24 protein-coding genes and 15 pseudogenes are annotated in these 26,729 nt (G+C 67.8%); 16 read left to right on the forward strand and 23 right to left on the reverse strand.

The annotated features are described in order from the left end of the window. The first annotated feature begins 19 nt into the window (after positions 1-19). The 9 genes and pseudogenes from ACHMWU_RS22430 to ACHMWU_RS22470 form a co-directional block, all read left to right on the forward strand. The gene (locus tag ACHMWU_RS22430) at positions 20-754 is read left to right on the forward strand and encodes a class I adenylate-forming enzyme family protein (protein WP_396047338.1); all 735 of its coding nucleotides are present in this window, start codon (positions 20-22) and stop codon (positions 752-754) included. Further along, positions 739-1,917: a thiolase domain-containing protein gene (locus tag ACHMWU_RS22435; protein WP_396047340.1), complete on the forward strand. Its 1,179-nt coding sequence runs from the start codon at positions 739-741 to the stop codon at positions 1,915-1,917. The genes ACHMWU_RS22430 and ACHMWU_RS22435 overlap by 16 nt, the downstream gene beginning before the upstream one ends. A 38-nt stretch (positions 1,918-1,955) precedes the next feature. Next, positions 1,956-2,603: pseudogene (locus tag ACHMWU_RS22440) on the forward strand (SAM-dependent methyltransferase); the annotation flags it as partial. A gap of 526 nt (positions 2,604-3,129) precedes the next feature. Next, a pseudogene (locus ACHMWU_RS22445) lies at positions 3,130-3,372 on the forward strand (hypothetical protein); the annotation flags it as partial. A gap of 218 nt (positions 3,373-3,590) precedes the next feature. Then, entirely contained in the window at positions 3,591-4,355 is a 765-nt protein-coding gene (locus tag ACHMWU_RS22450; protein WP_396047342.1) for a polysaccharide pyruvyl transferase family protein, read from the forward strand. Positions 4,356-4,800: 445 nt separating this feature from the next. Beyond that, positions 4,801-5,492, forward strand: a pseudogene (locus tag ACHMWU_RS22455) (hypothetical protein). 160 nt (positions 5,493-5,652) lie between these two features. Then, positions 5,653-6,333, forward strand: a pseudogene (locus tag ACHMWU_RS22460) (DUF885 family protein); the annotation flags it as partial. 70 nt (positions 6,334-6,403) lie between these two features. Then, entirely contained in the window at positions 6,404-6,706 is a 303-nt protein-coding gene (locus tag ACHMWU_RS22465) for a DUF885 family protein (protein ID WP_396047344.1), read from the forward strand. Beyond that, a pseudogene (locus tag ACHMWU_RS22470) lies at positions 6,687-7,214 on the forward strand (DUF885 domain-containing protein); the annotation flags it as partial. The gene ACHMWU_RS22465 and the pseudogene ACHMWU_RS22470, both read left to right, overlap by 20 nt. Before the next feature lie 226 nt (positions 7,215-7,440). Here the strand turns inward: ACHMWU_RS22470 and ACHMWU_RS22475 are convergent. From ACHMWU_RS22475 to ACHMWU_RS22545, 15 genes and pseudogenes are all read right to left on the reverse strand, one after another. Then, positions 7,441-7,926 (reverse strand): DUF3180 domain-containing protein, encoded by a 486-nt coding sequence (locus ACHMWU_RS22475; RefSeq protein ID WP_396047346.1) that lies wholly within the window; start codon positions 7,924-7,926, stop codon positions 7,441-7,443. Then, positions 7,923-8,486 (reverse strand): 2-amino-4-hydroxy-6-hydroxymethyldihydropteridine diphosphokinase, encoded by a 564-nt coding sequence (gene folK, locus ACHMWU_RS22480; protein ID WP_396047348.1) that lies wholly within the window; start codon positions 8,484-8,486, stop codon positions 7,923-7,925. The genes ACHMWU_RS22475 and folK overlap by 4 nt, the downstream gene beginning before the upstream one ends. Continuing rightward, entirely contained in the window at positions 8,483-8,860 is a 378-nt protein-coding gene (gene folB, locus ACHMWU_RS22485) for a dihydroneopterin aldolase (RefSeq protein ID WP_396047350.1), read from the reverse strand. Before folB ends, folK begins: the two co-directional genes overlap by 4 nt. Before the next feature lies 1 nt (position 8,861). After that, positions 8,862-9,305: a nuclear transport factor 2 family protein gene (locus ACHMWU_RS22490; protein ID WP_396049177.1), complete on the reverse strand. Its 444-nt coding sequence runs from the start codon at positions 9,303-9,305 to the stop codon at positions 8,862-8,864. A 12-nt stretch (positions 9,306-9,317) separates the two neighbouring features. Next, positions 9,318-10,096 (reverse strand): annotated as a pseudogene (folP, locus tag ACHMWU_RS22495) (dihydropteroate synthase); the annotation flags it as partial. 39 nt (positions 10,097-10,135) lie between these two features. After that, the gene (locus ACHMWU_RS22500) at positions 10,136-10,348 is read right to left on the reverse strand and encodes a GTP cyclohydrolase I (RefSeq protein ID WP_396047352.1); all 213 of its coding nucleotides are present in this window, start codon (positions 10,346-10,348) and stop codon (positions 10,136-10,138) included. A 100-nt stretch (positions 10,349-10,448) separates the two neighbouring features. Then, positions 10,449-10,703, reverse strand: a pseudogene (locus ACHMWU_RS22505) (GTP cyclohydrolase I); the annotation flags it as partial. Continuing rightward, a pseudogene (gene ftsH / locus ACHMWU_RS22510) lies at positions 10,700-12,715 on the reverse strand (ATP-dependent zinc metalloprotease FtsH). The pseudogenes ACHMWU_RS22505 and ftsH, both read right to left, overlap by 4 nt. Before the next feature lie 258 nt (positions 12,716-12,973). After that, positions 12,974-13,531, reverse strand: coding sequence for a hypoxanthine phosphoribosyltransferase (gene hpt, locus ACHMWU_RS22515; protein WP_396047354.1), 558 nt, complete (start codon positions 13,529-13,531; stop codon positions 12,974-12,976). Between the two features lie 4 nt (positions 13,532-13,535). Then, positions 13,536-14,618, reverse strand: a complete 1,083-nt coding sequence (gene tilS, locus ACHMWU_RS22520) for a tRNA lysidine(34) synthetase TilS (protein WP_396049178.1) — start codon at positions 14,616-14,618, stop codon at positions 13,536-13,538. Further along, positions 14,596-14,652, reverse strand: a pseudogene (locus ACHMWU_RS22525) (hypothetical protein); the annotation flags it as partial. The pseudogene ACHMWU_RS22525 and the gene tilS, both read right to left, overlap by 23 nt. A 104-nt stretch (positions 14,653-14,756) precedes the next feature. Further along, positions 14,757-15,005: pseudogene (locus ACHMWU_RS22530) on the reverse strand (zinc-dependent metalloprotease); the annotation flags it as partial. Positions 15,006-15,114: 109 nt separating this feature from the next. Continuing rightward, positions 15,115-15,395: pseudogene (locus ACHMWU_RS22535) on the reverse strand (zinc-dependent metalloprotease); the annotation flags it as partial. A gap of 198 nt (positions 15,396-15,593) precedes the next feature. Next, the gene (gene dacB, locus ACHMWU_RS22540) at positions 15,594-16,685 is read right to left on the reverse strand and encodes a D-alanyl-D-alanine carboxypeptidase/D-alanyl-D-alanine-endopeptidase (RefSeq protein ID WP_396049179.1); all 1,092 of its coding nucleotides are present in this window, start codon (positions 16,683-16,685) and stop codon (positions 15,594-15,596) included. Between the two features lie 46 nt (positions 16,686-16,731). Next, positions 16,732-16,977: a hypothetical protein gene (locus tag ACHMWU_RS22545; protein WP_396047356.1), complete on the reverse strand. Its 246-nt coding sequence runs from the start codon at positions 16,975-16,977 to the stop codon at positions 16,732-16,734. Between the two features lie 103 nt (positions 16,978-17,080). On the opposite strand from ACHMWU_RS22545, the pseudogene ACHMWU_RS22550 reads away from it, so the two are divergent. From ACHMWU_RS22550 to ACHMWU_RS22560, 3 genes and pseudogenes are all read left to right on the forward strand, one after another. Further along, positions 17,081-17,573: pseudogene (locus ACHMWU_RS22550) on the forward strand (inorganic diphosphatase). 77 nt (positions 17,574-17,650) lie between these two features. Next, positions 17,651-18,418: a glycosyltransferase family 2 protein gene (locus ACHMWU_RS22555; protein ID WP_396047358.1), complete on the forward strand. Its 768-nt coding sequence runs from the start codon at positions 17,651-17,653 to the stop codon at positions 18,416-18,418. After that, positions 18,412-18,849 carry a hypothetical protein gene (locus ACHMWU_RS22560; protein ID WP_396047360.1) on the forward strand — a complete coding sequence of 146 codons (438 nt, stop codon included), beginning with the start codon at positions 18,412-18,414 and terminating at the stop codon, positions 18,847-18,849. The genes ACHMWU_RS22555 and ACHMWU_RS22560 overlap by 7 nt, the downstream gene beginning before the upstream one ends. 280 nt (positions 18,850-19,129) lie before the next feature. Here ACHMWU_RS22560 and ACHMWU_RS22565 read toward each other — a convergent pair whose 3' ends face one another. Both ACHMWU_RS22565 and ACHMWU_RS22570 read right to left on the reverse strand, forming a co-directional pair. Next, entirely contained in the window at positions 19,130-19,549 is a 420-nt protein-coding gene (locus ACHMWU_RS22565) for a TetR family transcriptional regulator C-terminal domain-containing protein (protein WP_396049180.1), read from the reverse strand. A gap of 56 nt (positions 19,550-19,605) precedes the next feature. Next, positions 19,606-19,656: pseudogene (locus ACHMWU_RS22570) on the reverse strand (hypothetical protein); the annotation flags it as partial. A gap of 214 nt (positions 19,657-19,870) precedes the next feature. On the opposite strand from ACHMWU_RS22570, the pseudogene ACHMWU_RS22575 reads away from it, so the two are divergent. From ACHMWU_RS22575 to ACHMWU_RS22590, 4 genes and pseudogenes are all read left to right on the forward strand, one after another. Continuing rightward, a pseudogene (locus ACHMWU_RS22575) lies at positions 19,871-19,975 on the forward strand (hypothetical protein); the annotation flags it as partial. An 85-nt stretch (positions 19,976-20,060) separates the two neighbouring features. Next, the gene (locus ACHMWU_RS22580; protein ID WP_396047362.1) at positions 20,061-21,278 is read left to right on the forward strand and encodes a flavin-containing monooxygenase; all 1,218 of its coding nucleotides are present in this window, start codon (positions 20,061-20,063) and stop codon (positions 21,276-21,278) included. After that, on the forward strand, positions 21,278-22,309 hold the full coding sequence (locus ACHMWU_RS22585) for a cytochrome P450 (RefSeq protein ID WP_396049181.1): 1,032 nt from the start codon (positions 21,278-21,280) through the stop codon (positions 22,307-22,309). The genes ACHMWU_RS22580 and ACHMWU_RS22585 overlap by 1 nt, the downstream gene beginning before the upstream one ends. Next, positions 22,216-22,605 carry a cytochrome P450 gene (locus ACHMWU_RS22590; RefSeq protein ID WP_396049182.1) on the forward strand — a complete coding sequence of 130 codons (390 nt, stop codon included), beginning with the start codon at positions 22,216-22,218 and terminating at the stop codon, positions 22,603-22,605. The genes ACHMWU_RS22585 and ACHMWU_RS22590 overlap by 94 nt, the downstream gene beginning before the upstream one ends. Positions 22,606-22,607: 2 nt before the next feature. Here ACHMWU_RS22590 and ACHMWU_RS22595 read toward each other — a convergent pair whose 3' ends face one another. The 6 genes and pseudogenes from ACHMWU_RS22595 to ACHMWU_RS22620 all read right to left on the reverse strand — a co-directional run bounded on the left by ACHMWU_RS22595 (position 22,608) and on the right by ACHMWU_RS22620 (position 26,699). Next, on the reverse strand, positions 22,608-23,834 hold the full coding sequence (locus ACHMWU_RS22595; RefSeq protein WP_396047364.1) for a HipA domain-containing protein: 1,227 nt from the start codon (positions 23,832-23,834) through the stop codon (positions 22,608-22,610). Continuing rightward, the gene (locus ACHMWU_RS22600) at positions 23,831-24,082 is read right to left on the reverse strand and encodes a helix-turn-helix transcriptional regulator (RefSeq protein ID WP_396047366.1); all 252 of its coding nucleotides are present in this window, start codon (positions 24,080-24,082) and stop codon (positions 23,831-23,833) included. Before ACHMWU_RS22600 ends, ACHMWU_RS22595 begins: the two co-directional genes overlap by 4 nt. 92 nt (positions 24,083-24,174) lie before the next feature. Further along, on the reverse strand, positions 24,175-24,534 hold the full coding sequence (locus ACHMWU_RS22605; RefSeq protein ID WP_396047368.1) for a DUF3516 domain-containing protein: 360 nt from the start codon (positions 24,532-24,534) through the stop codon (positions 24,175-24,177). Between the two features lie 58 nt (positions 24,535-24,592). Then, a pseudogene (locus tag ACHMWU_RS22610) lies at positions 24,593-24,829 on the reverse strand (DUF3516 domain-containing protein); the annotation flags it as partial. Then, positions 24,811-26,001 (reverse strand): DUF3516 domain-containing protein, encoded by a 1,191-nt coding sequence (locus tag ACHMWU_RS22615; protein ID WP_396047370.1) that lies wholly within the window; start codon positions 25,999-26,001, stop codon positions 24,811-24,813. The gene ACHMWU_RS22615 and the pseudogene ACHMWU_RS22610, both read right to left, overlap by 19 nt. Then, positions 25,947-26,699: a DEAD/DEAH box helicase gene (locus ACHMWU_RS22620; RefSeq protein WP_396047372.1), complete on the reverse strand. Its 753-nt coding sequence runs from the start codon at positions 26,697-26,699 to the stop codon at positions 25,947-25,949. The genes ACHMWU_RS22615 and ACHMWU_RS22620 overlap by 55 nt, the downstream gene beginning before the upstream one ends. Between the last annotated feature and the right edge of the window lie 30 nt (positions 26,700-26,729).

Below are 26,729 nucleotides of genomic sequence, written 5' to 3' on the forward strand. Positions count from 1 at the left end.
CTCGACACCGTCGCAGCGCGTGTCGGGCTCGACACCAGCTGCGGTCCGGACGATCCTGTACGGCGCAGCCCCGATCAGCGTCGAACGACTCGAGCAGGGGCTGCTGATGTTCGGACCGGTGTTCATGCAGCTGTACGCCCAGTCGGAGGCGCCGAACTTCCTGACCCGGTTCCGCCGCGACGACCACCGGCTCGATCGCGACACCCACCGGCTCGCGAGCTGCGGACAGTCCGTCGTGATGGCCCAGCTCGTCGTGCGTCGCGAGGACGGATCGCCCTGCGGCCCCGGTGAAGTCGGCGAAGTCACCGCCCGCACGTCGTACACCATGGCCGGCTACCTCGGGCGCGACGCCGAGACTGCCGAGGCACTGCGTGACGGCTGGCTGCACACCGGCGACCTGGGCTACCTCGACGACGACGGCTACCTCTACCTCGTCGACCGCAAGAAGGACATGATCATCACCGGGGGCCTCAACGTCTACTCGACGGAGGTCGAGCAGGTCCTCGCCAGGGTCCCCGGCGTCCGCGAGGTCGCCGTCACGGGCATCCCGCACCCGGACTGGGGCGAAGCGGTCGTCGCCTTCGTGGTGCCCGAGGGCCCCGACGTCACCGCCGCTGCGGTCAAGACTGCCGCGCGCGACGCCCTGACCACCTACAAACGACCCAAACAGGTTGTCGTCGTGCCATCGCTTCCGGTGACCGCCGTCGGCAAGATCGACAAGAAGGAGTTGCGTCAGACATGGCCAGGTTGGTAGACAGTCCACTCATTCTCGGCTGGGGGCACACCGCCTTCGGCAAACATGTCGACGACACGCTGGAGTCACTGATCGTCAGCGCCGGACGTGAGGCCCTCGCCGACGCCGAGGTCGACCCTGCGGACGTCGACCTGATCGTGCTCGGTCAGTTCAACTCCGGGATCAATCCCCTCGGCTTCGCGTCGTCGCTTGCACTGCAGATCGACGACTCGCTGTTCGGCACTCCCGCGCTGCGGGTCGAGAACGCCTGCGCGTCGGGCTCGGCCGCAGTGCACACCGGACTGGCCCATCTGATGGCTGGCAGCGCCCAGACAGTCTTGGTCATCGGTGCCGAGAAGATGTCGGGCGTTCCCGCATCGACCGTAGGGGCCGCCCTGCTCGGAGCCGACTATGACGCCGCAGGGACGGTGTCGGAGACCGGTTTCGCCGGGCTGTTCGCCGAGGTCGCGGTCGAGTACGAACGCCGCTACGGGCCCGTCGGCGACGTGCTCGGCAGGATCGCGGCGAAGAGTCACCGGCTCGGCGCGCAGAATCCGTATGCGCACCTGCGCAAGGACCTCGGCGAGGAGTTCTGCTCGACGGTCTCCGACCGCAATCCCATGGTTGCCGCCCCGTTACGACGCACGGACTGCTCACCGGTCTCCGACGGTGCTGCGGCACTCGTGCTCGGTAGCACCGCCACCTCGTCCCAGCACCCCGCAGTACAGGTGGCCGGCTGGGCCAGCGCCAACGACTTCCTGCCCAAGTCCAAGCGGGACCCACTTGCCTTCGCTGCGACCCGGCTTGCCTGGGACAAGGCACTGGCCGCCGCCAGCATCGCCCTGTCGGACCTCGACCTGGTCGAGCTGCACGACTGCTTCACGATCGCCGAGCTGATCATGTACGAGACGATCGGGCTTGCCCCGCAGGGACAGGGTAGCCGAGCCATCGACGAAGGAACCGTCCTTCCCGGCGGCGCGCTCGTGGTCAATCCTTCCGGCGGGCTGAAGTCGAAGGGCCATCCGGTCGGTGCGACAGGTGTCTCGCAGCACGTCCTTGCCTCGATGCAGCTGACCGGAACCTTCCCCGGGACACAGATTCCCCAGGCCCGGCTCGCTGCCGTGCACAACATGGGCGGGCTGGCGGTGGCCAACCACGTCAGCGTCCTCGCCGCGACCGAGTAGGCACCCTGGGCTGTCCGGACGGGGTCTAGCCTGCTCTCATGGCGAAAGTTCCCTGGCGCGCGGCGTGGGAGCAGGCCCTCTACGGCGACGACGGCTTCTTTCGCACCTCCCGGCCCGCCGAGCACTTCCGCACCAGCGCCCACATCGGACCCTTTGCCGAAGCGGTCGCCGAGCTCGCCCGGCGCACCTCGGCGCCAACCGTCGTCGACCTCGGCGCCGGCGGAGGTGAGCTGCTCGCTGCCCTGCACCGCCTGCTCCCCGACGTACGGCTGATCGGCGTCGAGGTGGCCGACCGACCCGCATCCCTGCCCGAAGGCATCGGGTGGCTGCCAGAGCTGCCCGACCGGATCGACGGTCTCCTGATCGCCAACGAGTGGCTCGACAACATCCCGGTCGACGTCGTCGAGCAGTCCGACGGCGTCGCTCGCGAGGTACTTGTCGCCCCTCGAGGAGGCGCAGAGTCGCTCGGTTCGGCGATCTCTTCTGACTGGCTCGACCAGTGGTGGCCGCTGGCCGACGACGGCGAACGGGCCGAGATCGGCGCCGCGCGTGACGCCGCCTGGGCTGACGCCGTCGCCCGGGTCGAGGGCATCGCGGTGGCGATCGACTACGGCCACCACCGCGACGACCGCCCGCCGTTCGGCTCCCTCAGGTCGTACCTCGACGGCCGCGAGGTCGACGTCGTCCCCGACGGGAGCCGTGACATCACCGCCCACGTCGCCGTCGATTCCGTCGCCGCCGCCTGCGACGGTCAGCTGGTGCGACAACGCGATGCGCTCAGCCAGCTCGGCCTGGACGGAGGCCGTCCGCCCATCGAGGCTCGCGCACACCGACCCGGCCGCCTACGTCAAGGCGTTGAGCCGCAGCGGAGAGGCCGCCGAGCTGCTCGCCCGCGGTGGCCTCGGCGACTTCTGGTGGATCATCACCGACACCACCGGACGTGGAAGACTGAGCCCATGAGTGAGCGCCGACTGCTGATCCGTTCGGGCAAGGATCCGTTCACCCCCGTGGTCGCCGAATCGACCCTCACGCAAGACGTCTTCAACTCCAACAGCGGCAACTACCTCTTCCAGCACTCCGTCTGGAGAGCGTTGTCGACCGATGGCACCGAGCTCGTGTCGAACGGGACGCTGTCGGAGCGAGTCGTGCCCGAACGCGGTGACGCCGCCCGCATCAACGCCGAGTTCGATCACTTCGTGGTGCCGCTGGCCAATGCCTTCCGGGCCCGAGTTCGCGCCCCGCCTCGACCGGCTGGCCGAGCTGATCGAGCGGCTCGACATCCCCGTCACCGTCACGGGCATCGGCGCGCAAGCCGCCCACGGGCAAGGCATCGAGTCGCTCCAGCCGATCGCCGACACCGTCAAACGCTTCGTCGGCGCGGTGCTCGACCGATCTGCCTCGATCGGCGTGCGCGGTGAGTTCACCCGCTCCTACCTGCTCTCGCTGGGATTCCCCGAGGCCTCGGTCGACGTCATCGGGTGCCCGTCGCTGTTCCTGCACGGCCGCGACTTCCAGGTCACCAAGCGGGTCGACGCAATCACCACCGACAGCCCTCTCGCGCTCAACCTGACGCCAGAGGTCGCCGGCATCGGCGCCTTCGCCACCGCCCAGGCGGCCCGGCACCCGCAGCTGACCTACATCGGCCAAGATGCCCACGACCTGCGACTGCTGCTGTGGGCACCCCCTTCCCCCACGTCCACGACCCGCTCGTGCCCGTCCACCTCGATCATCCGATCTACCAGCAGGACCGCATGCGTCTGTTCCTCGACACGTGGACCTGGTACGACTTCTGCGCGACCCAGGACTTCGCGTACGGCACCCGGTTCCACGGCAACGTCGCGGCGCTGCTCGGCGGCACCCCCGCCATGCTGCTGGCCCATGACTCGCGCACCCTCGAGCTCGCCGAGCACCACCAGATGCCGTTCACCCTCATGCCCTCGTTCACCGCCGACGTGCGCGCCGAAGAGCTCTACGCCGCAACCGACCTGACAGCGTTCAACTCCGAGCTGCCCCGTGGATTCGACCGGTACACGGCCTTCCTCGAGCGCAACGGTCTGCAGCACATCTGGGGCGAAGGCAACGGCACCGGCGACTTCGACGAACGACTCGCCGCCGCGACGTTCCCCCGGCCCGTCCAGCCCCTGATCGCGTCCGACGGCCACGAGATCGCCTCCCGGCTCAAGTGGCTGCGCGACGGCATGGTCCTCGACATCACCCGCCACCCGCAGGCGTACGAACCTCCGTTCGCGCACCCCCCGTGGAACGGCGCCGGCAGCCGACACGCCCGCATCCAGGCGCAGACCGCCGAGAAGCTCGCCGGCCAGAAGGGGCAGATCGACGAGCTGTACGCCCGGCTCGAACGCATCGAGCGGCGCTCGCCCTGGGGGTTCACGCAGCGGGTGCTCCGCCGGATCCGTCGGGCGTTCGGACGCCCATGACCGAGATCACCGCCAGCGTGGGCACCGGCTTCGCCACGACCGACATGGTGCTCAACATCGGGCCCCAGCACCCGGCGACGCACGGCGTGCTGCGGCTGCGGCTGACCCTCGACGGCGAACGGGTGCGCGAGTGCGAGCCGATCGTCGGCTACATGCACCGCGGGGTCGAGAAGCTGTTCGAGGTGCGCGACTACCGCCAGATCGTGATGCTGGCCAACCGGCACGACTGGCTCAGCGCCTTCTCCTCCGAGCTGGGCGTCGTGCTCGCGGTCGAGGACATGCTCGGCATGGAGGTGCCCGAGCGGGCCACCTGGATCCGGACGCTGCTGGCCGAGCTCAACCGGGTGCTGAACCACCTGATGTTCCTCGGCTCCTACCGCTCGAGCTGGGCGCGATCACGCCGATCTTCTACGCGTTCCGTGAGCGCGAGACGATCCAGGAAGTCATGGAGGAAGTCTCCGGCGGCCGGATGCACTACATGTTCAACCGCGTCGGCGGCCTCAAGGAGGACATCCCGGCCGGCTGGCCCGGACGTGCATCCGCCGCAATCGCGACCGTGCGAACCAGGCTGGCCGAGCTGGAAGGCTGATCTTCGGCAACGAGATCTTCCGGGCCCGCACCGTCGGCGTCGGCGTGCTCTCCCCCTCGCTGGTCGAGGACTACGGCGTCTCCGGCCCCATCGCTCGGGCGTCCGGCCTCGACTTCGACCTGCGCCGCGACGAGCCCTACCTGGCGTACGGCGAGCTGCAGGACGTGCTGCGCGTACCGGTCAGGTCCGAGGGCGACTGCCACGCCCGCTTCGCGGTGCTGCTGGAACAGACCAAGGTCTCGCTCGACCTCGCTGATGCGTGCCTGGCCCGGCTGGCCGAGCTCGCACCGGGACCCGTCAACGTCCGGCTGCCCAAGATCCTCAAGGCCCCCGAGGGTTCCACGTACGTCTGGACCGAGAACCCGCTCGGCCTCAACGGCTACTACCTGGTGTCCCGCGGCGAGAAGACGCCGTGGCGGCTGAAGCTGCGGTCGGCGTCGTTCAACAACATCTCGGTTCTGCCAGAGATCGTCAGCGGCACCGTCGTCGCCGACCTGGTGGCGATCCTCGGATCGATGTTCTTCGTCGTCGGCGACATCGACAAGTAGCCCCCTTCCGTCGGTTTCCCACGAGGCCTGGCCTCTTTGCCACGCACCTCGCGTCACAGCGCCCGGTGCGTGACAACGTCCCTTGATGGGTTGAGGATCCACCGCCCCGGAGGGGACGTCGTAGGGTCGGACCATGACCCAGGAGCGCATCCCCACCCCGATGGACGAGCTGGCCGAGGCGTGGCTCGACACCCTGCTCGACCTGTCGCCAGAGCTTCACATCCACCTCGGACGCCCCGGCCGTGAGTCCGAGTACACCGACCGTTCGCCCGACGGTGTCGCCACGTACGCCGATGCAGCTCGGTCGACGCTTGCGCGTGCCCGCCGCACCGAGGTCCACGACGCCGTCGACCAGATCACCCAGGCCGAGCTGATCCGCACCCTCAGCTGGACGTCGAGAAGATCGAGGCCGGGTTCTGGCAGCGCGATCTCAACGTCATCGCCTCTCCGGCACAGGGAGCTGCGCGACATCTTCGACCTGATGTCCACCGAGACCGAGGACGACTGGTCACACGTCGCCGGACGCATGCACAACATCCCCGCCGCGATGGACGGCTACCTCAACTCGCTGCGCATCGGCATCGCGACCGGCAACGTGCCGGCGATCCGTCAGGTCCGCGAGGTCATCGACCAGGCCCGCAAGCAGACCGGCAACGACACCTTCTTCGCCAAGCTCGCGGCACAGGGCGACGTCCCGGACTCGTTGCGCGCCGACCTCACATCAGGTGCGCAGGCTGCCGCGCAGGCGTACGCCTCGCTGATCGACTTCCTCGAGAACGATCTCGCCCCCCGCGCCGCCGAGCACGACGCGGTCGGCCGCGAGCACTATGCACTCGCGTCGCGGGACTTCGTCGGGGCGAAGATCGACCTCGACGAGACCTACGAGTGGGGTGTCGACGAGCTGTCGTCGCATGGTCGAGGAGCAGGAACGCATCGCGGACGAGATCCTGCCTGGCGCCACGGTCGCCGAGGCCATCGCACACCTGGAAGCCGATCCAGCCCGCAAGCTGGGCGGAACCGAAGCACTGCAGGCCTGGATGCAGGAGACGAGCGACCGCGCCGTCGCCGAGCTCGGACGGACCCATTTCGACATCCCTGAGCAGATGCGCCGACTCGAGTGCATGATCGCGCCGACCGACGAGGGTGGCATCTACTACACGCCGCCGAGCGAGGACTTCTCCCCGTGCCGGCCGGATGTGGTGGAGCGTGCCTGACGGCGTGACCGAGTTCGACACGTGGCGCGAGCTCACGACGGTGTACCACGAGGGCGTGCCGGGCCATCACCTCCAGTGCGGGCTGGCAGTGCACAACAGCGCCGAGCTCAACAGCTGGCGCCGGCTCAACTGGAACTCCGGGCACGGCGAGGGCTGGGCACTGTACGCCGAGCGTCTCATGGCCGATCTCGGCTACCTGGACGATCCGGCCGACCGCCTGGGGATGCTCGACGGCCAGCGAATGCGCGCGGCCCGGGTCGTCGTCGACATCGGCGTCCACCTCGAGAAGCCCAAGCCTGACGGCAGCGGCACCTGGACCGGCGAGGACGCGTTCGCGTTCATGGCCCAGCACGTCAACATGGACCCGGCGTTCGTCCGGTTCGAGGTCAACCGCTATCTCGGCTGGGCGGGGCAGGCACCCTCGTACAAGGTTGGCCAGCGCATGTGGGAGCAGCTGCGCGACGACTGGCAGGCTGCACAACCATCCAGCGGCGCGGAACCGTCGCTCAAGGACTTCCACCGCCAAGCCCTGGCCGTGGGCAGCATCGGCCTGGAGACCCTCCGCCACACCCTCCTCCCCCACCCCCTGACGAGGTACTTGTTGCCCCCTGACGAGGTACTTATCGCCCCGCGACGAGGTACTTGCCGCCCTGCGAGGCACCGCCTCGTCGAGGGGCCACAAGGGCCTCGTCAGAGGGCCATAACCACCTCGTCGCGGGGCGGTAAGGGCCTCTTCAGCGTTGGGGTGCGGGGCGGGAGGCGTCGGGGTCGGGGTCGTCGTCCTCGGGGAGGCGGCAGGCACGTTCGAGCAGCAGCGCCGCGATCAGCAGGAGCAGGCTCGCGACCGCCGCGACGAGACCCCGGACGAACCGCTCATGCCCCAAGGTCGAGTCGAGGGCATCGAGATACGCGAAGGCGAAGCCGCCGTAGAAGCCCGCCACGATCGCCCCGACGATCGCACACGACTTGGCCAACGACAGCATCTTGATGCCGTAGTCGGCGGTCATCCGCTCATGTTTCTTGTGCAGGCTCTGCCACGTCTTCCAGGCGAACATCCCGACCACGACAGCTGCGGCGAGCAGCATGATGGGCGCCGCCCAGCCGAGTCGCGGCACTGTGCCGTCGAACCGCACGATCAGAGGCGGCGTGAGCCGTCCTCCCACGAGCCCGACGCCGATGAGCGCTGCAAGCAGCAGCACCGGCGTCGGCCTGGCGGTCACAGGATGATCTCGAGGTCCTCGCGCTTGACGACGCCGCTGGTGTCGACCCCACCGATCAGGTCGGCGACGAATCCCTTGCCCGGGATCTCGCCTTCTGGGTCGATCTCGAGCCACGGCACCAGCACGAATCCACGCTCATGTGCACGGGGGTGCGGCAGAATCAGCGCCTCGTCGTCGGCGATGCGGTTGCCCACGACGATGACGTCGACGTCGAGGGTGCGCGAGGCACCAGGCTCGGAACGAACGCGTCCGAACGCGTCCTCGATCGCCAGCGCCCGGTCGAGCAGCGTGTGGACCGTCAGCGTCGTGTCGATCAGGACGACCGCGTTGAGGAACTTGCCTGCGTCGTCAGGCGTGTTGACCGGCTCGGTCTCGTACACCGACGAAATCGCAACGACCGTGACCTCGGGGGTGTCCTCGAGGGCAGAGACGGCTCCTTGCAACTTGCCATGCCGGTCACCCAGGTTGGAGCCGAGCGCCAGGACCGCCTGACGGATGGGGCGCATGCCGCCCGTCATCGTGTCGGCGTCAAGGACGTACGGGGTGGGTGCTTCGGTCACAGTTTGCTCCGCTCTATCGTGACGGCGACGTCTTGAAACGTCACCGCGATGGGCGCTTCCGGCTTGTGCACCGTCACGCTAACCCATTGAACCGACTCTTCTACCAGACACAAGTCCACCATACGAAGCGCGAGCGTTTCGATCAGGTCGACTGGATCGCTCACGATGGCATCGTGTATCTGTTGCGCCAGGATGCCGTAGTGGACGGTCTTGGTCAGGTCGTGCTCGCGCGCCGCAGGCCCCAGGTCGAGGCCAAGACTCACGTCGGCGATGAAGGTCTGGCCGTCGCGCTTCTCGTCCTCGAACACGCCGTGGTACCCGTGAGCGGTGATACCGCGCAGGTCGATGCGGTCGAGGCCGTGTGGGATGGGCACTTCAGTCTCCTACCGAGAGGTCGGCGATGGGCGAGGCGTGGCGTGACCAGAACTTCCAGTCTCCCGCCGTGCGCCCGCCTGACGGGTCGCGCACCAAGATACTGGTGCAGACCGCCTTGCCGCCGCTGAAGGCCTCGGGCGACGACATGCCTTCACCCGACAGGATGTTCTCGGTGCAGACGATGACGGCGACGGAGGGCTCGTCGGCTCCGGGCGGGAACGTCTGCACGTCGACGTCGGTCAGGAAGAACTGGATGTAGCCGACGTTGGCCATCAGCACGGTCCACGACCGCAGCACCTGGCTCGTGCCACGCAGCGGCTGAGCTCCAGGGTGGACGCAGGACGTGTGCGGGTCGTCTACCCACAACGTCGCCATCAGGTCGACGTCGCCGCTCTCGACCGCGTCGTAGAACGCCCGGTGCACGGTGAGGGCGCGCTCGCTCATGCCAGCCTGGCGGACGCGGGCCACGACGCGCACGGCGTCGGCCGACGCGGCAGGCTCGTGCACCCTGACGCACCAGGCCCCCGCTGCCGCTGAGACGGCCGTGACAGCGGCTGTGGCGTCGTCGCGGTCTCCGACCGGCCGTAGTACTTGGTCGTCGCTGAGCAGCTCGCCCAGGAAGCGTTTACGGCTTCCGGCGACGAGCAGCGGATAGCCCATCGCGACGAACTCGTCGAGGTGGGCGAGCACAGTCCAGTTCTGGTCACCGGTCTTGGAGAAGCCGAGGCCCGGGTCGAGGATGATCCGGGCCGGGTCGACTCCTGCTGTCACGGCTGCGTCGACCTGGACGAGCAGCCCGCTGCGGATGTCGGCGATCAGGTCGTCGTAGCGGGTGTGCTGCTGCATCTGGTCGGAGTGCTCGCGCCAGTGCATCAGGACGACGGGGGCCTCGCTGCCTGCCACGAGCGGCATCATCTCGGGGTCGGCCCGGCCACCGGAGACGTCGTTGATGAGGGCGGCACCGAGCTCGAGGGCGATGCGGGCGGTCGAGGCGCGCATCGTGTCGACCGACACGGTCACGCCTTCGGCGACGAGCCCCCGGATGACCGGTTCGACCCGGCGGAGCTCTTCGGCGGCGTCGATGCGCAGCGCCCCTGGTCGGGTCGACTCTCCGCCGACGTCGACGAGGTCGGCGCCGTCAGCGACGAGTCGAGACCGTGCTGGATCGCGGTGTCGGCGTCGATCCACCTGCCGCCGTCGGAGAATGAATCGGGCGTGACGTTCACGACGCCCATCACGAGGCAGCGATCGTGCGCAGTTCCGGCGAGCAACGGCTAGCGCCCCACGATGAGGCCCATGGCCTCGGCCCGCGTGGCCGGATCGCGCAGCTGACCACGCACGGCGCTCGTGACGGTCTTGGCGCCGCCCTTGCGCACTCCGCGCATCGCCATGCACAGGTGCTCGGCCTCCAGCACGACGATGACCCCGCGGGGCTGCAGGTGCTTGACGAGGGCGTCGGCGATCTCGGTGGTGAGTCGTTCCTGCACCTGGGGACGTCGCGCGAAGACGTCGACGAGACGGGCGAGGCTTCGACAGCCCGGTCACGCGGCCGCCTTCGGTGGGGATGTAGCCGACGTGCGCCTTGCCGAAGAACGGCACGAGGTGGTGCTCGCACATCGACCAGCAGCTCGATGTCCTTGACCAGCACGAGCCGTCGTGGCCGACCTCGAAGACCGCCGTCAGGACGTCCTCGGGACTCTGGTCGAGCCCGGCGAGCAGCTCGTCGTACGACTTGGCGACCCGTTTGGGGGTGTCGCGCAGACCTTCGCGGTCGGGGTCCTCGCCGACCGCGAACAGCAGCTCGCGGATCGCAGCTTCAGCGCGAGGAAGGTCGACGCTCATGTGGGTGCCTGGTCGTCGTGGATCGGCGGACCGGCCGGCGGCGGAGCGTCAACTCCCGCGTCGGGACCGACGACGATCGGGGTGTTGTTGTTCTCTCCGCTGTACGAACGGCCGGGGATGTGGTCGACCGGCGGGCGGGTGTCGGGCACGCGGGTGTCTGATCCGGTCCACGCGGGACGGATCGCGCGGGCGGCGCAACGGCTCGAAGATCGCCGCAACCTGCGCCTTGTCGAGCGTCTCCTTCTCGAGCAGCTCGACGACGAGCGCGTCGAGCACGTCGCGGTTCTCGTGCAGGATGTCGAAGGCCTCTTGGTGCGCGAACGTGATGAGCTTGTTGATCTCTTCGTCGACGGCTGCGGCCACGGCTTCGGAGTAGTTGCGGGAGTGGCCGATGTCGCGGCCCAGGAACGGCTGGCCTTCGTTCTCGCCGAGGCGGACGGCACCCAGGCGCTCGGTCATGCCGTACTGGGTGACCATCGCGCGGGCGAGGTTGGTCGCCTTCTCGATGTCGTTGCCGGCGCCGGTCGTCGGATCGTGGAACACGAGCCTTCCGGCGGCGCGACCGCCCAGCATGTAGGCGAGCTTGTCGAGCAGCTCGGCACGGGTCTGGGAGTACTTGTCCTCGTCGGGCAGCACCATCGTGTAGCCCAGCGCACGGCCACGCGGCAAGATCGTGATCTTGTGCACCGGGTCGCTCTGCGGCAACGCTGCGGCGACCAGTGCGTGTCCGCCCTCGTGGTACGCCGTGATGCGACGCTCGTCCTCGTTCATCAGACGGCTGCGCTTCTGCGGACCCGAGATGACCCGGTCGATCGCCTCGTCCAGGGCAGCGCTGTCGATCAGCTTGGCGCCGTTGCGGGCCGTGAGCAGCGCAGCCTCGTTGAGGACGTTGGCGAGGTCGGCACCCGAGAAGCCCGGGGTGCGGCGGCCGATGGCTTCGAGGTCGACGCCCGGGGCGATGGGCTTGCCACGCGCGTGGACCTTCAGGATCTGGGTGCGTCCGGCCAGGTCGGGCGCCTCGACGCCGATCTGTCGGTCGAAGCGACCCGGGGCGCAGCAGCGCCGGGTCGAGGACGTCGGGCCGGTTGGTCGCGGCGATCAGGATGACGCCGCCGCGGACGTCGAAGCCGTCCATCTCGACGAGCAGCTGGTTGAGGGTCTGCTCGCGCTCGTCGTGGCCGCCGCCCATGCCGGTGCCGCGGTGGCGTCCGACGGCGTCGATCTCGTCGATGAAGACGATGGCAGGCGCATTCTCCTTGGCCTGCTCGAACAGGTCACGGACGCGCGAGGCGCCGACGCCGACGAACATCTCGACGAAGTCGGATCCGGAGATCGAGTAGAACGGGACGCCGGCCTCGCCGGCGACAGCGCGGGCGAGCAGCGTCTTGCCGGTTCCGGGCGGGCCGTACAGCAGGACGCCCTTGGGGATCTTGGCACCGACGGCCTGGAACTTGGCGGGTTCTTGGAGGAACTCCTTGATCTCGCCGAGCTCTTCGATCGCCTCGTCGCAGCCCGCGACGTCGGCGAACGTCGTCTTGGGGGTGTCCTTGCTCATGAGCTTGGCCTTGGACTTGGCGAACTGCATGACGCGGCCGCCACCGCCGGCCGCGTTGTTCATCATGAAGATGATCAGGCCGAAGATCAGGATGAACGGGATCAGGGTGAACAGCAGCGACAAGAACGGGTTGGTCTTGGGGACCTCGACGTCGAGCGTCTTCAGCTTCTTGTCGGCCTTGCAGCTGCTCGGACTGCTCGACCAGACGGGAGCCCTGGTCACCGAGGAACTTGGCCTTGACCTTCTTGCCGTCGACCAGCGTCGCCTGGATGACCTGGTCGCCCTCGACGAACTTGACCGAGTCGATCTTGCCCGTGTCGAGGTAGGTCACCATCGTGCCGGTCGTGATCTTCTTGTAGCCGTCGGCCGACGACGACATCGTGACGACGATCAAGACGACCATCGTGATCAGGACGATCCAGAGCCACGGGCCCTTGAAGAGGCGTTTGAAATTCATGTACGGCGTGGAACTGGTCCACTCCTCCTCGAGTGCTGGTCGGTAGTCGAACGGTACACGGGGCGCCGTTCATAGGGAGAACGTACTCGACACACCCGCAACGTTCCCCCCAGCGGTTCGCCCGTAGCGAACTCCCGCGCCCGCCGACCTCATCACGCCTGGCGTGTCCCGGGCCTGGCTGGCAAGGCAGAGGAGGGAAGGCGCACCGTTCTTGTGCGCCGACCGACGATAACGCGGCCAGGCAGGATGCGGGGCGCGTCAGGAGTAGACGTGGGGGGAAAGGGTGCCAATGCAGCGCAGGTTGCGGTACTGCTCGTTGTAGTCGAGCCCGTAGCCGACGACGAACGCGTTGGGGATGTCGAAGCCGACGTACTTGACCTCGACCTCCATCTGCAGGGCGTCGGGCTTGCGCAGGAGGGTCGCGATCTCGACGGAGGCGGGTCCGCGCGAGCGCAGGTTGGTGATGAGCCACGAGAGGGTCAGACCGGTGTCGATGATGTCTTCGACGATCAGCACGTGGCGGCCGCTGAGGTCGGTGTCGAGGTCTTTCAGGATGCGCACGACGCCGGACGACTGGGTTCCGGACCCGTAGGACGAGACGGCCATCCAGTCCATCTCGACGTGTCGGTCCAGGCTGCGGGCGAGGTCGGCCATGACCATGACCGCGCCTTTCAGCACGCCGACGAGGAGGAGGTCTTCACCTTCGTAGTCGGCCTGGATCTGGGTCGCCATCTCTTTGAGACGGCTCGTGATCTGCTCCTCGGTGAAGAGGGTCTGATCGAGTTCAAGGTCACCTGCGACATGCGTCTGATCCACAGGATCACTGTGTCACAGGGGTGGCTGAGCACAACAGGGAAGGGCCTGCTCGCTTGACGCAGATACCGCCGGGCAGCTCGACTCGTTGCTGTCCACGCCAGTCGGTGACGAGACGGTCGAGCTCGGCCAGGTGCGCAGAGCTGAGCGCGGAGGCATCGGCTCCTGCGGACAAGGCGAGTCGACGCAGGACGCGTGACCGGACGGCCGGGTGCAATGACTGCAGGGTGGCCACGTCGTCGGGCGCGGCGACGTCGGCCGCGAGCTCGTCGAGCGCGGACGAGTCGCTCTGCAGCTGATGGGCCGTACGAGCGAGGGCTGGCGCGACACCACCGCCGAGGACGTCTTCGAGCAGCGGCATGACGTCGCGCCGGAGCCGGGAGCGGCGGAACCGTGGATCGCTGTTGTGCGGGTCGACCCACCAGTCGAGCCCGCTGGCCCGGCAGATCTGCTCGGCATCGCTGCGCCGCAGGGCCAGGAAGGGGCGCCGCCACCTTCCGTCGATCTCGGCCATTCCGGCGATCGAGCGGGGGCCGGATCCGCGCCCGAGCCCGAGCAGGACGGTCTCGGCCTGGTCGTCGAGGGTGTGGGCAAGCAGCACCGCGTCGGCGTCGGACGCTGCCAGGGCCGCCAGGCGGGCGTTGCGTGCGGCGGCCTCGGGCCCTCCGTCGGCGCCGACCTCGACCCGCACCGCGGTGGCCGATACGCCGAGGCGTTCGAGCTGCTCGACCGCGTTCGCCGCGACCTGGCCGGAGCCGTCCTGGAGGCCGTGGTCGACCACCACGGCCTGCAACGCGAACGACGCCTTCGCAGCCACGAAGGCCGTGACGGCGGCGAGGGCGAGCGAGTCGGCGCCACCGGACACCCCGACGACGACGCGGGCGCCCGGCCCGAGATCGGCCAGGACCCGACGCACCTCGTTGCGGCCGCGGGCCACGGTCGGGTCGAGCGCGCCTCCCACGACAGTCAGCCGTGGACGCGCTTGACCCACGACGCGGGGTGGCGAGGATCTCGGACTTGTCGGGCAGGTTGGCCGGCTCGGACCAGACGGCGTTGAAGCCGCTGAGCCCGACGGTCTCGTTGACCTCACGGACGAACGCCGCCCCGTCGCGGTACTGGCGCATCTTGGCGTCGATGCCCAGCAGCTCGCGCAGCAGCCGGTCGAAGCCGCGGCACCCTGACGACGTTGGGTGAACTTGCGGCGGATCTCGGTGACCGTCGGGATGACCTCGGGGCCGACGCCGTCCATGACGACGTCGGCGTGCCCCTCGAGCAGCGACATGATGCCGGTCAGCCGGTCGACGATCTCGCGCTGCTTGTCGTTGTGGAACAGCCCCGACAGGGACGCCTCGGGGTCGCCCTTGGCGATACGGACCGCTTCGCTGAAGCCGTCGTTGACGAGTGCGGACAGCTCGCCGGCGTCGAGGTCGGTCGCGTCGACGAACTCCTCCATCAGCGACCTCAGATGCCCGCGCATCCAGTCGACGGCGGTGAACTGCACCCGGTGCGTCTCTTCGTGCAGGCAAGACCCAGAGCCGGAAGTCGTGCGGGTCGACGCCGAGCTGGCGTTCTGCGTGCACGATGTTGGGTGCGACGAGCAGAAGTCGTCCGGCTTCGCCGTTCGGTCCGTCCCAGAACGGGTCGAACTGGCCGAGCACCTTGGACGACATGAACGACATCAGTCCGCCGACCTCGACGCCGCCGACCTTGTGGCTGATCGTGCGGGTCAGTCCTGACGGAGCCGGCTGGAGGCCTCGACCTTGGCGAGGATGGGCTGCATCAGCACCTCGAAGGTCGCCAGGTTGGCCTCGACCCACCGCGGCCGGTCGACGACGAGCACCGGAGCTGTCGCCGATCTCGCGTGCAGGTCGCTGAAGTCGCGGACGGGCTGCTCTGACCGGGCAGCTCCTCACGGCAGCCGGCGACGGCTTCGGCGACCTCGGCCGTCGAGGCCTCCGGGCCGGGCTTGGTCAGCTTCGTCGCCGTTGCGCGAGCAGCTCCAGCATCCGATCCATCGGGCTCCACACTACGGTCTGGCACCCCATGCTTTGTGAGCTTGCGACGCTCAGCCGCACGAGCAGGACGCGATGGCGGCGGCGACCCGGTCGAGCGCGGCGCGTGCCTCCAGCGGTGCGTCCTCGTCGGCGCGATCGGCCATGACGGCGAACCACACAGGCCGTCCGTCCCGGTCGAGCGCGTAGCCGGCCAAGGAGTGGATGCCGCGCAACGTGCCGGTCTTGGCGCGCACGGTGCCTAGCGCCGCGTCGAGGCCCATGAACCGTTCGACCAGGGTTCCGGTGAAGCCGCTGACCGGAAGATCTGCGGCCAGACCTGAGGTACGGGGCGACGTCGAGGAGGCGTACAGGGTCTCGACGAGGGTCTCGGGGCTGATCCGGTTGCTGCGCGCCAGTCCGCTGCCGTCGTTCAGACGCAGTCCCTCGACGTCGACGTCCGCGGCCGACAACGCGGCCCGCACCGCCTTGGCACCGCCGTCGAAGGTCGCCGGGCCGCCGCCGGCCAGGGCGACGTGACGCAGCATCACCTCGGCTGCCTGGTTGTCGCTGACGCGCATGAGGGTCTCGACAATCTGGGCGACCGTCGCGCTGCGGACCTCGGCGATCGTCGAGGCAGCGGCCGGAGCCGGTACCGCCGAGGCCTCACCGGAGACCGTGATCCCGCGCTGTGCCAGGAGGCGGGCGAAACCCGACGCCGCTGCAGCGGCCGGATCGCGGCTTCGCAGCCCGTCGACGACGCCCTCGTCGGCCCACAACGCGCTGACCGGGGTCACGATGTTCTCGCTCAGATAGCTGTCCGACCAGGCCGGGCTGACGGCTGGGCCGTCGAACAGCGATGCGTCGTAGCCGAGCGTGACCCGGGCGGTTCCCGACTTCTTCAGCGCCGCGGCAGTGCGGCGGGCCAGCGTCGTCAGATCAGCCTGGAACACCCGGTCGTCACGGCTCCCGGCCCGCTTGGTCGACAGATAGGGGTCACCTCCACCGACCAGGACGAGCTTGTCGCCCTCCAGCACCGTGCGGGTCGTGAACCGGGTCTGCGGATCGATCGTCGTCAGCGCGGCGAACGACGTCAGCACCTTGGTCGTCGATGCCGGCGCGTACGGTGCCCGAGCCCGACGAGGCCAGCTCGTGGCCGTCAGCAGGAGGACACCGCTGCGAACCCCACGTGAGGTCCGAGCACAGCAGCCTTCAGGCCGGGCGCGACGGCCGCTGACAGCTTGGTGGGATCGATCTGGCCGAGTGACGCCTTGGCCCCCGGGGCTTTCGCCGGCGTCGTGTCGATCGACAGCCGTCCGGGGCCACGACGTAGGCGGGACCGCAGTCGCCGTCGCAGATGAACCGGTTGAGATCCCCGCGCTGCCACGAGGCGTTGCCGCCCAGCGCGATCACGGCGATGATCAGCAACGGCACCGCGAGAGCAACCAGGCGTCCCACGACCCTGATGTCTCGAAGCCCGGTCACGTAGGCCAGACTATAGAGACCCCATGTGCGGTGTCGGTCGACGCCCGCATCTCATTCTCAACCGCCGGAGGCACCAGTGATTTTCGACGTCACCGTGGAGATCCCCAAGGGCAGCCGCAACAAGTACGAGGTCGACCATGCGTCGCATCGCATCCGCCTCGACCGCACGCTGTTCACCGCGACCCAGTACCCCGCGGACTATGGATTCATCGACGACACGCTCGGCCAGGACGGCGATCCGCTCGATGCCCTCGTCCTGCTGTCCGAGCCGACCTTCCCCGGCTGTGTCATCTCGTGCCGCACGATCGGCATGTTCCGGATGACCGACGAGGCCGGCGGCGACGACAAGCTGCTTGTGCGTCCCGGCCAAGGATCCGCGCCAGGAGCACCTGCGCGACATCCACCACGTGCCTGAGTTCGACCGTCTCGAGATCGAGCACTTCTTCACGGTCTACAAGGACCTCGAGCCCGGCAAGTCCGTCGAGGGCTCCACGTGGACCGGTCGTGTCGAGGCCGAGGCCGAGATCCAGGCCAGCTACGACCGGTTCAAGGCCAACGGCGGCTACTGATTCCTTCTCATTCTGGCCACGGGACTCCTGTCTCGTGGCCAGAATGATGTCTGGATCGAGACGACGGGACTCTTCACATGACGCACACCCCTTGGGACGTCGCCGTCATCGTCCCGTTCCTCAACGCCGAGGCCACTCTCGCTGAGGCGGTCGACTCCCTCGTCGGGCAGACCGCGTTCGAGCGCATGCACGTGATCCTGGTCGACAACAGCTCGACCGACGGCAGCCCGGCGATCGCTGCGGCCTATGCGGCTGCGCACCCCAACATCGAGGTCACGCACCGAGTAGGCGGCGGCTGTGGCGGCGCCCGCAACGCAGGTCTGCCACTGGCGGTCGAGCCCTATGTCACGTTCCTCGACGCCGACGACCTGCTGTTGCCCGAGAGCGTCGAGCAGCGCCTCGCCCTCGCCACGTCGACGGGTTCCGACGTCGTGCTGGGTGCGATGGAGACCTTCCCGGTAGTGCGCCCGTACACCCCGGTCGATCTGTATGCCCACGACCGGGTCGTCGAGGGCGTGGCCGAGGACCGCAGGCTGGTCCACACCGCCAACGTCTCAGCGATCCTGTTCCGGCGCGACTTCTTCGACGATCCGGCCAACCAGTTCCTCGAGGACATGCCGTTCGAGGACGTGTCGGTCACGACGGCGGCGCTGGTGCTGGCCCGGCGCATCGCGGTCTCGTCGTACGTCGGTTACCGGTACCGCAAAGATCCTGCCGCGGCGACGATCATGTCGACGGCCCACAGCCGCCCGGGCAACTACCGCGACCACTTGACGATCAATGCCCTGGTGCACGACCGGCACCGTCACGACCCATCGCCACGGAAGCCGTCGGTCACATGCTGATCCGGACCATCCAGCTGTACCTGCTCAAGGCGCCGGCGAACCTCGACGACGAGCAGCTCCGTTCGTTCGTCGAGCGTGCCCGTGACCTGTATCGCCACTACCCCCTTGAACAGATCGCCGAGTACGCGCCCGACATCCCCCTGGCCCTGGCGTTCTACTCGGTGCTCGCCGACGACTTCGAGCTGTTCTGCGAGCCGCAACGTCACCTGATCGGCTTCGAGCTCGTCGACGGGGTTCCTCATCTCCGCCTCGACCGCCCCACCGTGCCGGGCTGCGACGACTGCTCCGGGTCCGGGTCGACGATCCGGTTCGCTACGGCATCGGCACTCCGTCAGCCACTCTCGCGTCGGCACAGACCACCGACGCCGGTCTGGTCGAGCTGCGCGGGCAGATCACGCATCGCGGCCCCGCAGCCGTGCATGTCCCACTGACTGGTTTCGGTCTGAGCCTGAAGATCGGCGACACCGGGCTGAGCGCCCCGATCACCCTGAGCCGCTCGGCCCCCAGCGAGCCGTGGACTGGTCGGCGCAGCTGATCCAGAGCAGGTGGCGACCGGTCGGCATCGTCTGTCGTACACGGCTGATCCCTGGTCGCCGCGACGGAGCTTATCCGATCGTGTCACCAGGCCCGTTCGCCCCGGCACCGCGTGTACGCATCCGCCAGAGCCGGTCGAGGCAGCGCACCAACCTGACCATCAGACCACCGGTCTGATCAGACCGCAGAACCTCTGAGCAGCGCCCGCATGGTGTCGGCGAAGATGCCGACGTCGATCGTGTGGTCCAGCGATCGAAGAGTTCCCAGACCGATGCCAAGACTCAACAACGTCGTGGCCGCCTTGTCGGCATCGACCGCGTCGCCCAGGCCGGCCTGGGTAGTGACCTGGCGGACGAGCTGGGCGATCGCCTCGCGGATCTCTCGGTGCCTCTTGACCAGCTCGGTCGCGACGTAGGGGCTGTGCCGGGCGATGGCACCGAACTCGACCTCGAGCGCGGTCCACCGCGGCTGACCGAGCCCCTCTCGGCCCAGCCGACGAAGGCCTCGATCTGGCCGTCGAGATCGGTGTCCTGCGAGAACGCCGAGACAACACCGTCGATCTGCTCGGCATGGATGCTGTCGAGCACCGCCATGCAGAGCTCTTCCTTGCCGGAGAAGTTGGAGTAGACCGCCCCCTTGGAGAAGCCGGCCTTGACCGCGACCTTGTCGAGCGAGGTCGCGGCGTAGCCGTCGGTCAGGAACATGTCACGGGCCACGGCAATCAGGCTCTGCCGGGTCTGCGCCTGGCGCTCGGCCCGTGTCGTACGTCCGCCCTCGACTGTCACGCTTGCTCCTCATCTGCCGGGCCGAATGCCCGAATACACCCTTGCATCATACTCAGATACCGCTAGTATCTGAAATGTGATCACCAAGGACATCGTCATCATCGGCACCGGCTTCTCCGGCATGGGCATGGCCATGAAGCTGCTCGACTCCGGGCGCAGCGACTTCGTCGTCCTCGAGAAGGCCCAGGACGTCGGTGGCACCTGGCGCGACAACACCTACCCCGGCTGCGAGTGCGACATCCCCAGCCACATGTACTCGTTCTCGTACCAGCTGAACACCGACTGGACCAAGCTTCTCCGGACAGTCCGAGATCTGGTCGTACATGCGCAAGGTCGCCGACGAGAAGGGCATCCGCCCCTACATCGACTTCGGTGTCGAGGTCACCGGCGCCGCCTGGGACGAAGACCGCAAGGTCTGGACCGTCCGCACGGCCTCCGGCGAGGACTACCAGGCGCGTGTCGTCGTTGCCGGCGTCGGTGGACTGCACATCCCCAACATCCCCGAGATCAGCGGAGCCGAGACGTTCGACGGGCCCCGGTTCCACTCGGCCCAGTGGGACCACTCGGTCGACCTGACCGGCAAGAAGGTCGTCGTGATCGGAACCGGAGCCAGCGCGATCCAGTTCATCCCGATCATCGCGCAGCAGGTCGCGCAGCTGACGGTCTTCCAGCGCACGCCCCCGTGGGTGCTGCCCAAGAAGGACAAGCCGACCGCCGAGTGGCGCAAGACCGTGTTCACCAAGGTCCCCGGCGCACAGCGGGCCTACCGCAACGCGCTCTACTGGGGACTCGAAGCGCGTGCGATCGCCTTCAACGGCCACCTCAACGTGCTGCCGTTCGCCGAGAAGATCGTCACCAAGTACCTCGAGAAGAAGATCCCCGACCCCGAGCTCCGGGCCAAGCTGACCCCCGACTACCGCCTCGGCTGCAAGCGGGTGCTGCAGTCCAACACCTACTACCCCGACCTTCCTGCGCTCCAACGTCGGCTCAGCACCGACGGCGTCGCCGAGATCACCCCCAGCGGGGTCGTCGACGGCAACGGCGTCTTCCACGAGGCCGACGTCATCATCTACGGCACCGGATTCCATGTCGTCGACGCCTTCGACTACCTCGACATCAAGGGCAAGGACGGTATCGACCTGGCCGCGCAGTTCCGGGAGAACGGCGTCGAGACGTACATGGGGATCATGGTCAACCAGTTCCCCAACCTCGCCTTCATGCTGGGCCCCAACACCGCGCTGGGGCACAACTCCGTCGTCTTCATGATCGAGCAGCAGACCAAGTTCATCATCCGGCTGCTCGACGAGATGGACCGCCGCGGCGCGGCCGCCGCCGAACCGACCAAGCAGGCCCAGGACGACTTCAACACCGAGATCCAACGTCTCGTCGAGAAGGGCATCTGGACCCAGGGCGGCTGCACCAGCTGGTACCTCGACAGCCACGGAAAGAACCGGACCATCTGGCCCAAGTTCACGTTCCAGTACTGGTGGGAGACCCGCAAGGTCAACGCGCCGGACTTCGCCTGGGAGCGGGCAGCCTGATGGCCCGGCAGGACTCCTACGATCTCCCCGACGGGCCGAAGGCCCCACCGCTCAAGATGACCTGGGACTTCCTGCGCAACCGTTACACCCTCGTCCCGAAGTACCACGAGCAGTACGGCGACACGTTCAGCCTGCGCATCCTGCCTGGACCCCGCACGTTCGTGGTGTTCAGCGACCCGGCCGACGTCAAGGAGATCTTCGCCGCCGATCCGTCGCAGTTCCACGCCGGCAAGGGCAACGAGATCCTCAAGCCGGTCATGGGCGAGCACTCCGTCCTGCTGACCGACGACGCCCAGCACCAACGGGCCCGCAAGCTGCTGATGCCGGCGTTCACCGGGCCGTCGATGCGGGCGTACCACCCGCTCGTCGAGGCGATCGCCAAGGCGGAGGTCGACTCGTGGCACAGCGGCGACACCCTCGTGACGCTCGACCGCATGAATGCCGTCACCCTCGACGTCATCCTGCAGGTCGTGTTCGGCGTGACCGACGAGAAGCGTCTCGCCGTGCTGCGGCCGAAGGTCAACCGCATGGTCGACATCGATGCCAAGATGCTCCTGGCCTGGTCGTATCCGAAGCTCTTCGCGCTGCCGCCGTGGCGCGGCTACTTCAAGAACCAGCAGGCCGTCGACGAGCTGCTGTACGCCGAGATCCGCGAACGCCGCCAGGCGCACGAGACTGGTCCCGACGGGTTGGCAGGCCGCGACGACGTCCTGTCGAGATTGCTGCGAACCGGTGATTCAGAAGGGGAGACCCCGCTGACCGATGCCGAGATGCGCGACCAGCTCGTGACCCTGCTGCTCGCCGGCCACGAGACCACGGCCTCGGCATTGTCGTGGACGCTGCACGAGATCGGCCGCTCCCCGCGCTGCTGGCACGGGCCACCGCCGCAGCCGATGCTGGAGACGACGCCTTCTTGGAGGCGTGCCTCAAGGAAGGGATGCGGCTGCACCCCATCATCGACTTCGTGGCACGCACCTTGCAGAGCGATCAGGTCGTCGCGGGTCGCCTCCTGCCCAAGGGCACGACCGTGACGCCGTCGATCATGCTGTCGCACAGCCGTGAGGCGAGCTTCGCCGACGCACACACGTTCAAGCCCGACCGGTTCTTGGTCGAGAAGGTCGCCGCCAACACGTGGATACCGTTCGGCGGGGGTGTGCGCCGCTGCATCGGTGCGGCCTTCTCGCTGATGGAGGGCACCGTCGTGCTGCGCGAGGTGCTGCAACGCTTCGAGGTGCACGCTGCCGAGCCGGCACCCAACCGGCTGCGCAACATCACCAACGTCCCGGCCGACAAAGCGCCTCTGACGCTGATCCGCCGCGCTGGTTAGCGCTAGGGAAGCAGCACACCTGGCACGCAACGCCGGTCGACGAACGACCTCAGCGAGTCAACGGTCTTCTGTAGCCGCGCCGGCACGTCGGCGCCATGGATCGCCGCCGCCGTCGCCTCGACGGTCCGCGCGACCGTAGCGGCCGCATCTTCTACCCCCATCCCCCAGCTCGCTGCTTCATCGACCAAGTCTTGACACGTGATGGCGTCCAGCCGGACCTTCGAGCCGATGCGCTGTCCGGAGTTTCGGTAGTTCTCATTGAGGTGCAGAGTCGGGGCAACGTCGTAGAGGGGCGCCAACCTAGCCTCACCAGACTCCGATATGAGCAGCGAGTAGTTCTTGGAGTGAGAGTCTCCGTTACCGATCACTACGTTGAATGTGGCGGCCGTGAGCATGTCCACCCGGAACGCATGTCGATCGACGACGCTGTTCCTGACGATGCGCGCGATCTGCGAGAACCTGGAAGGTCCTTTGCGATCTGTCTCGTACTTGTCATTCGGCGCATATCCCAGCGCTTGGCAGAAGTCCTCCTGATGGACCCGCTGACCGTCACGGCGGTCATACCTCGTCACGACGATCGCGTCGCGATCCTCGAACATCTGAAACACGGTCTCCGCAACGTCGAGGCCTGCGGCGGCGGCAATGCCCATCGCCCAGTGTTCCGACAGCACCAAGGTGTCAAGCGGCATGCCGAGCGGCTGAGGCTTGACGATGTGAGTCGACATCGCTCCTTCTACCGGCCAGGCCCACCCCTCGACAGTCCTCGTCAGCAGGATCTTGTCCTGCATCCCCGCTAGCGAAGCGTGTTGCGCGAGACTTTTCCCCAGTCGCGCACAGGCAAGCTCGGTGACCAGCTTCACGACCTCGTCATCCGACAGCGGCTCGAGGTGCCCCTCCTCAGGCGTCAGACCTGGCTCGAGCACCTGGACCGCACCGGCGCACTCTCGACCGACCTGCGCGAGAAGGCCCATGACGTCGTAGTCGGCGACCCCGGCGCGGCGTGCGACCTCCGACCGAATCTGGCCCTCCGGCAACAGACCATCGAGGAAGTTCCTTACCTGTCTGGTCTCCAACGGTTTGGCGGTCGTGGGGAGAGACAGCGAGAGCAACCCTCTGCGCTGACCGAACGTGTCGAGGGCCTCCTCAGTGAACTCCAGGCGATATTCCAGTCGCCCCGGTTCAGTCAGAGTTGCCAAGTGACGTCCGTAGAGCCACACATTGAGGTTCACCTCTGCACTCTGACAGTTGAGCCGCGCGGTATGGCTGCGAGCGCGACACCGCACTCGCCCAAGGCTTGGATCGCCGTCTCGATCGCGGCACCCTGATCACCAGATTCCAGACGCACTATCGTCCGTCGCGACACGCCCAACCGGTCCGCCAGCTCTGCCTGCGTCAGACGTGCCGCCGTCCGGGCCTCTCGGATGACTTGGCCCATGTCGGCTGCCTCATACAACCAGCTCCACTGAAATTGTGCCATATATGTATCTTACCGGCGAGCAATCAGAAAAGATACATATATGGCACAGTTGAGCCCAATGATCAGAATGTGACATATATGTATCTCAGAGGTCAGAGTGGGCCGACCGCCGTGACGGTCACAACGGCCTCGCCGGCTTCGTCGGACGCCGCCAGGTCGACGGTCGCACTGATGCCCCAGTCACGATCGCCTTCGGGATCGTCGAAGGTCTGGCGCACGGTCCAGGTGTCGGGACCCTCGGTGACCATGAACAGCTCAGGTCCACGCGAGCCAGGCCCGGTGCCGATCTCGTCGTACTCCTCGCGGTAGGCCGCCATGGCGTCCATCCAGGCCACGGCATCCCACTCGCTGTCGGGTTCCACGGCTGCCAGCTCGGTCCAGCGGCCGAATGCCGCGAGCTCGACACGGCGGAACATCGCGTTGCGCACCAGCACCCGGAACGCCCGGGACATTTCCGGTGACCGGCCGCGGCGGCGCCGACGCCATCGCCTGCGGCCGCACGGCGACCGGGTCGTCGCCGGGATTGATGCAGCCCTCCCACTCGTCGAGCAGGCTGGAGTCGGTCTGTCGCACCAGCTCGCCGAGCCACTCGGTCAGGTCCTCCAGCTCGGTGTTGCGTGCCTTCTCGGGCACGGTGCGGCCCAGCGTCTTGTAGACGTCGGACAGGTACCGCAGCACGAGGCCTTCAGAACGGGCGAGCTGGTAGTCGCCGACGAGCTCGGAGAACGTCATCGCACGCTCCCACATCTCGCGCACGACCGACTTGGGCCGTAACGCTCGTGGTCAGCCACCCAGGGGTGCCCGCCACGATAGGTCTCGTACGCCGCGGTCAGCAGATCCTCCAACGGCTTGGGCCAGGTGATCTCCTCGAGCAGCTCCATGCGCTCGTCGTACTCGATCCCGTCCATCTTCATCTCGTTGATCGCCTCACCACGAGCGCGATGGCGCTGCGCGTTGACGATCGGACGTGGATCGTCGAGCGTCGCCTCGATGACCGAGACGACGTCGAGCGCATAGGTCGGCGACTCACGGTCGAGCAGCTCGAGCGCCGCGACGGCAAAGGGCGACAGCGGCTGGTTGAGCGCGAAGTTGGCCTGCAGGTCGATCGTGAGCCGCAGCGTCCGTCCCTCGTCGTCGGGTGGATCGATCGTCTCGACGACCTCACCGGCGAGCAGCGCCTCGATGATCTCGTCGACCTGCGCCAGCAGCCTGTCCTGGGAGGCCTCGGTCTCCCCGCTCTCGCGGATCAGCCGCTCCAACGACGCCCGCGCGTCGCCGGGCCGCGAGATGACGTCGAGCACCATCGCGTGACTGACCTTCATCCGCGAGACGAGCGACTCCGGCGTGCCGGTCGACAGCTTCTCGAACGTGCCCTGCCCCCACGACACGAAGCCTTCGGGAGCCTTCTTGCGCTGGACCCGCTTGAGCTTCTCGGGGTCGTCGCCGGCCTTGCGGACGAGCCGCGCATTCTCGACCTCGTGCTCGGGCGCCTCGACCACGACGTGACCGATCGTGTCGTAGCCGGCCCGGCCAGCGCGGCCGGCGATCTGCTGGAACTCGCGCACCTGCAGCTGCCGCTGTCGTGTGCCGTCGTACTTCGACAGACCGCTGAACAGCACCGTGCGGATCGGCACGTTGATGCCGACGCCGAGCGTGTCGGTCCCGCACACGACCTTGAGCAGCCCTTGCTGCGTCAGGGTCTCGACGAGGCGGCGATAGCGCGGAAGCATGCCCGCGTGGTGCACGCCGACGCCCATCCGGATGAGCCGCGACAGGGTCTTGCCGAAGGCCGACGAGAATCTGAAGTCGCCCAGCGCGTCGGCGATCGCGTCGCGTTCCTCACGGGTCGCGACCTTGATGCTGGTCAGCGCCTGCGCGCGCTCCAAGGCGCTGACCTGCGTGAAGTGCACGACGTACACGGGCGTCTGCCCCGTCTCGATGGCTGTTCGAGGGTCTCGTGCACCGGCGAGGTGACGTACTCGCTGACGAGCGGCACAGGACGCTCGGTCGACGTGACGACGGCGGTCTCGCGGCCCGTGCGACGGGTCAGGTCGGCCTCGAGCTTCGTGGTGTCACCCAGCGTGGCAGACATGAGCAGGAACTGGGCGTGCGGCAGCTCGATCAACGGCACCTGCCAGGCCCAGCCGCGGTCGGGATCGGCGTAGAAGTGGAACTCGTCCATGACGACCAGCCCGATGTCTGCCTCGGAACCTTCGCGCAGCGCCATGTTGGCCAGGATCTCGGCCGTCGCAGCGATGATCGGGGCATCGGCGTTGACCGCTGCGTCACCGGTGACCATGCCGACGTTCTCGGCGCCGAAGATCTCGCACAGGTCGAAGAACTTCTCGCTGACGAGCGCCTTGATCGGTGCGGTGTAGACGCTGCACTCGCCGCGAGCCAAGGCGGCCGCCATCGCCCCGGTCGCCACGAGGCTCTTGCCGGAACCGGTCGGGGTCGCGAGGACGACGTTAGATCCTGCGACGCATTCGAGGATCGCCTCGTCCTGCGCCGGGTACAGGCTCAGGCCGCGGCTCTCGACCCATTCGCTGATCGCGCCGTAGACGGCGTCCTCGTCATAGGCAGCGCCGGTCGGTGGGAGCAGATCGATGAGGCGCATGCGAGCCATTCTCCCCTGCTGCTGCCCCTA

The organism is Aeromicrobium sp. UC242_57, assembly GCF_044452305.1.
In the GTDB taxonomy this organism is placed as follows: Bacteria; Actinomycetota; Actinomycetes; order Propionibacteriales; family Nocardioidaceae; genus Aeromicrobium.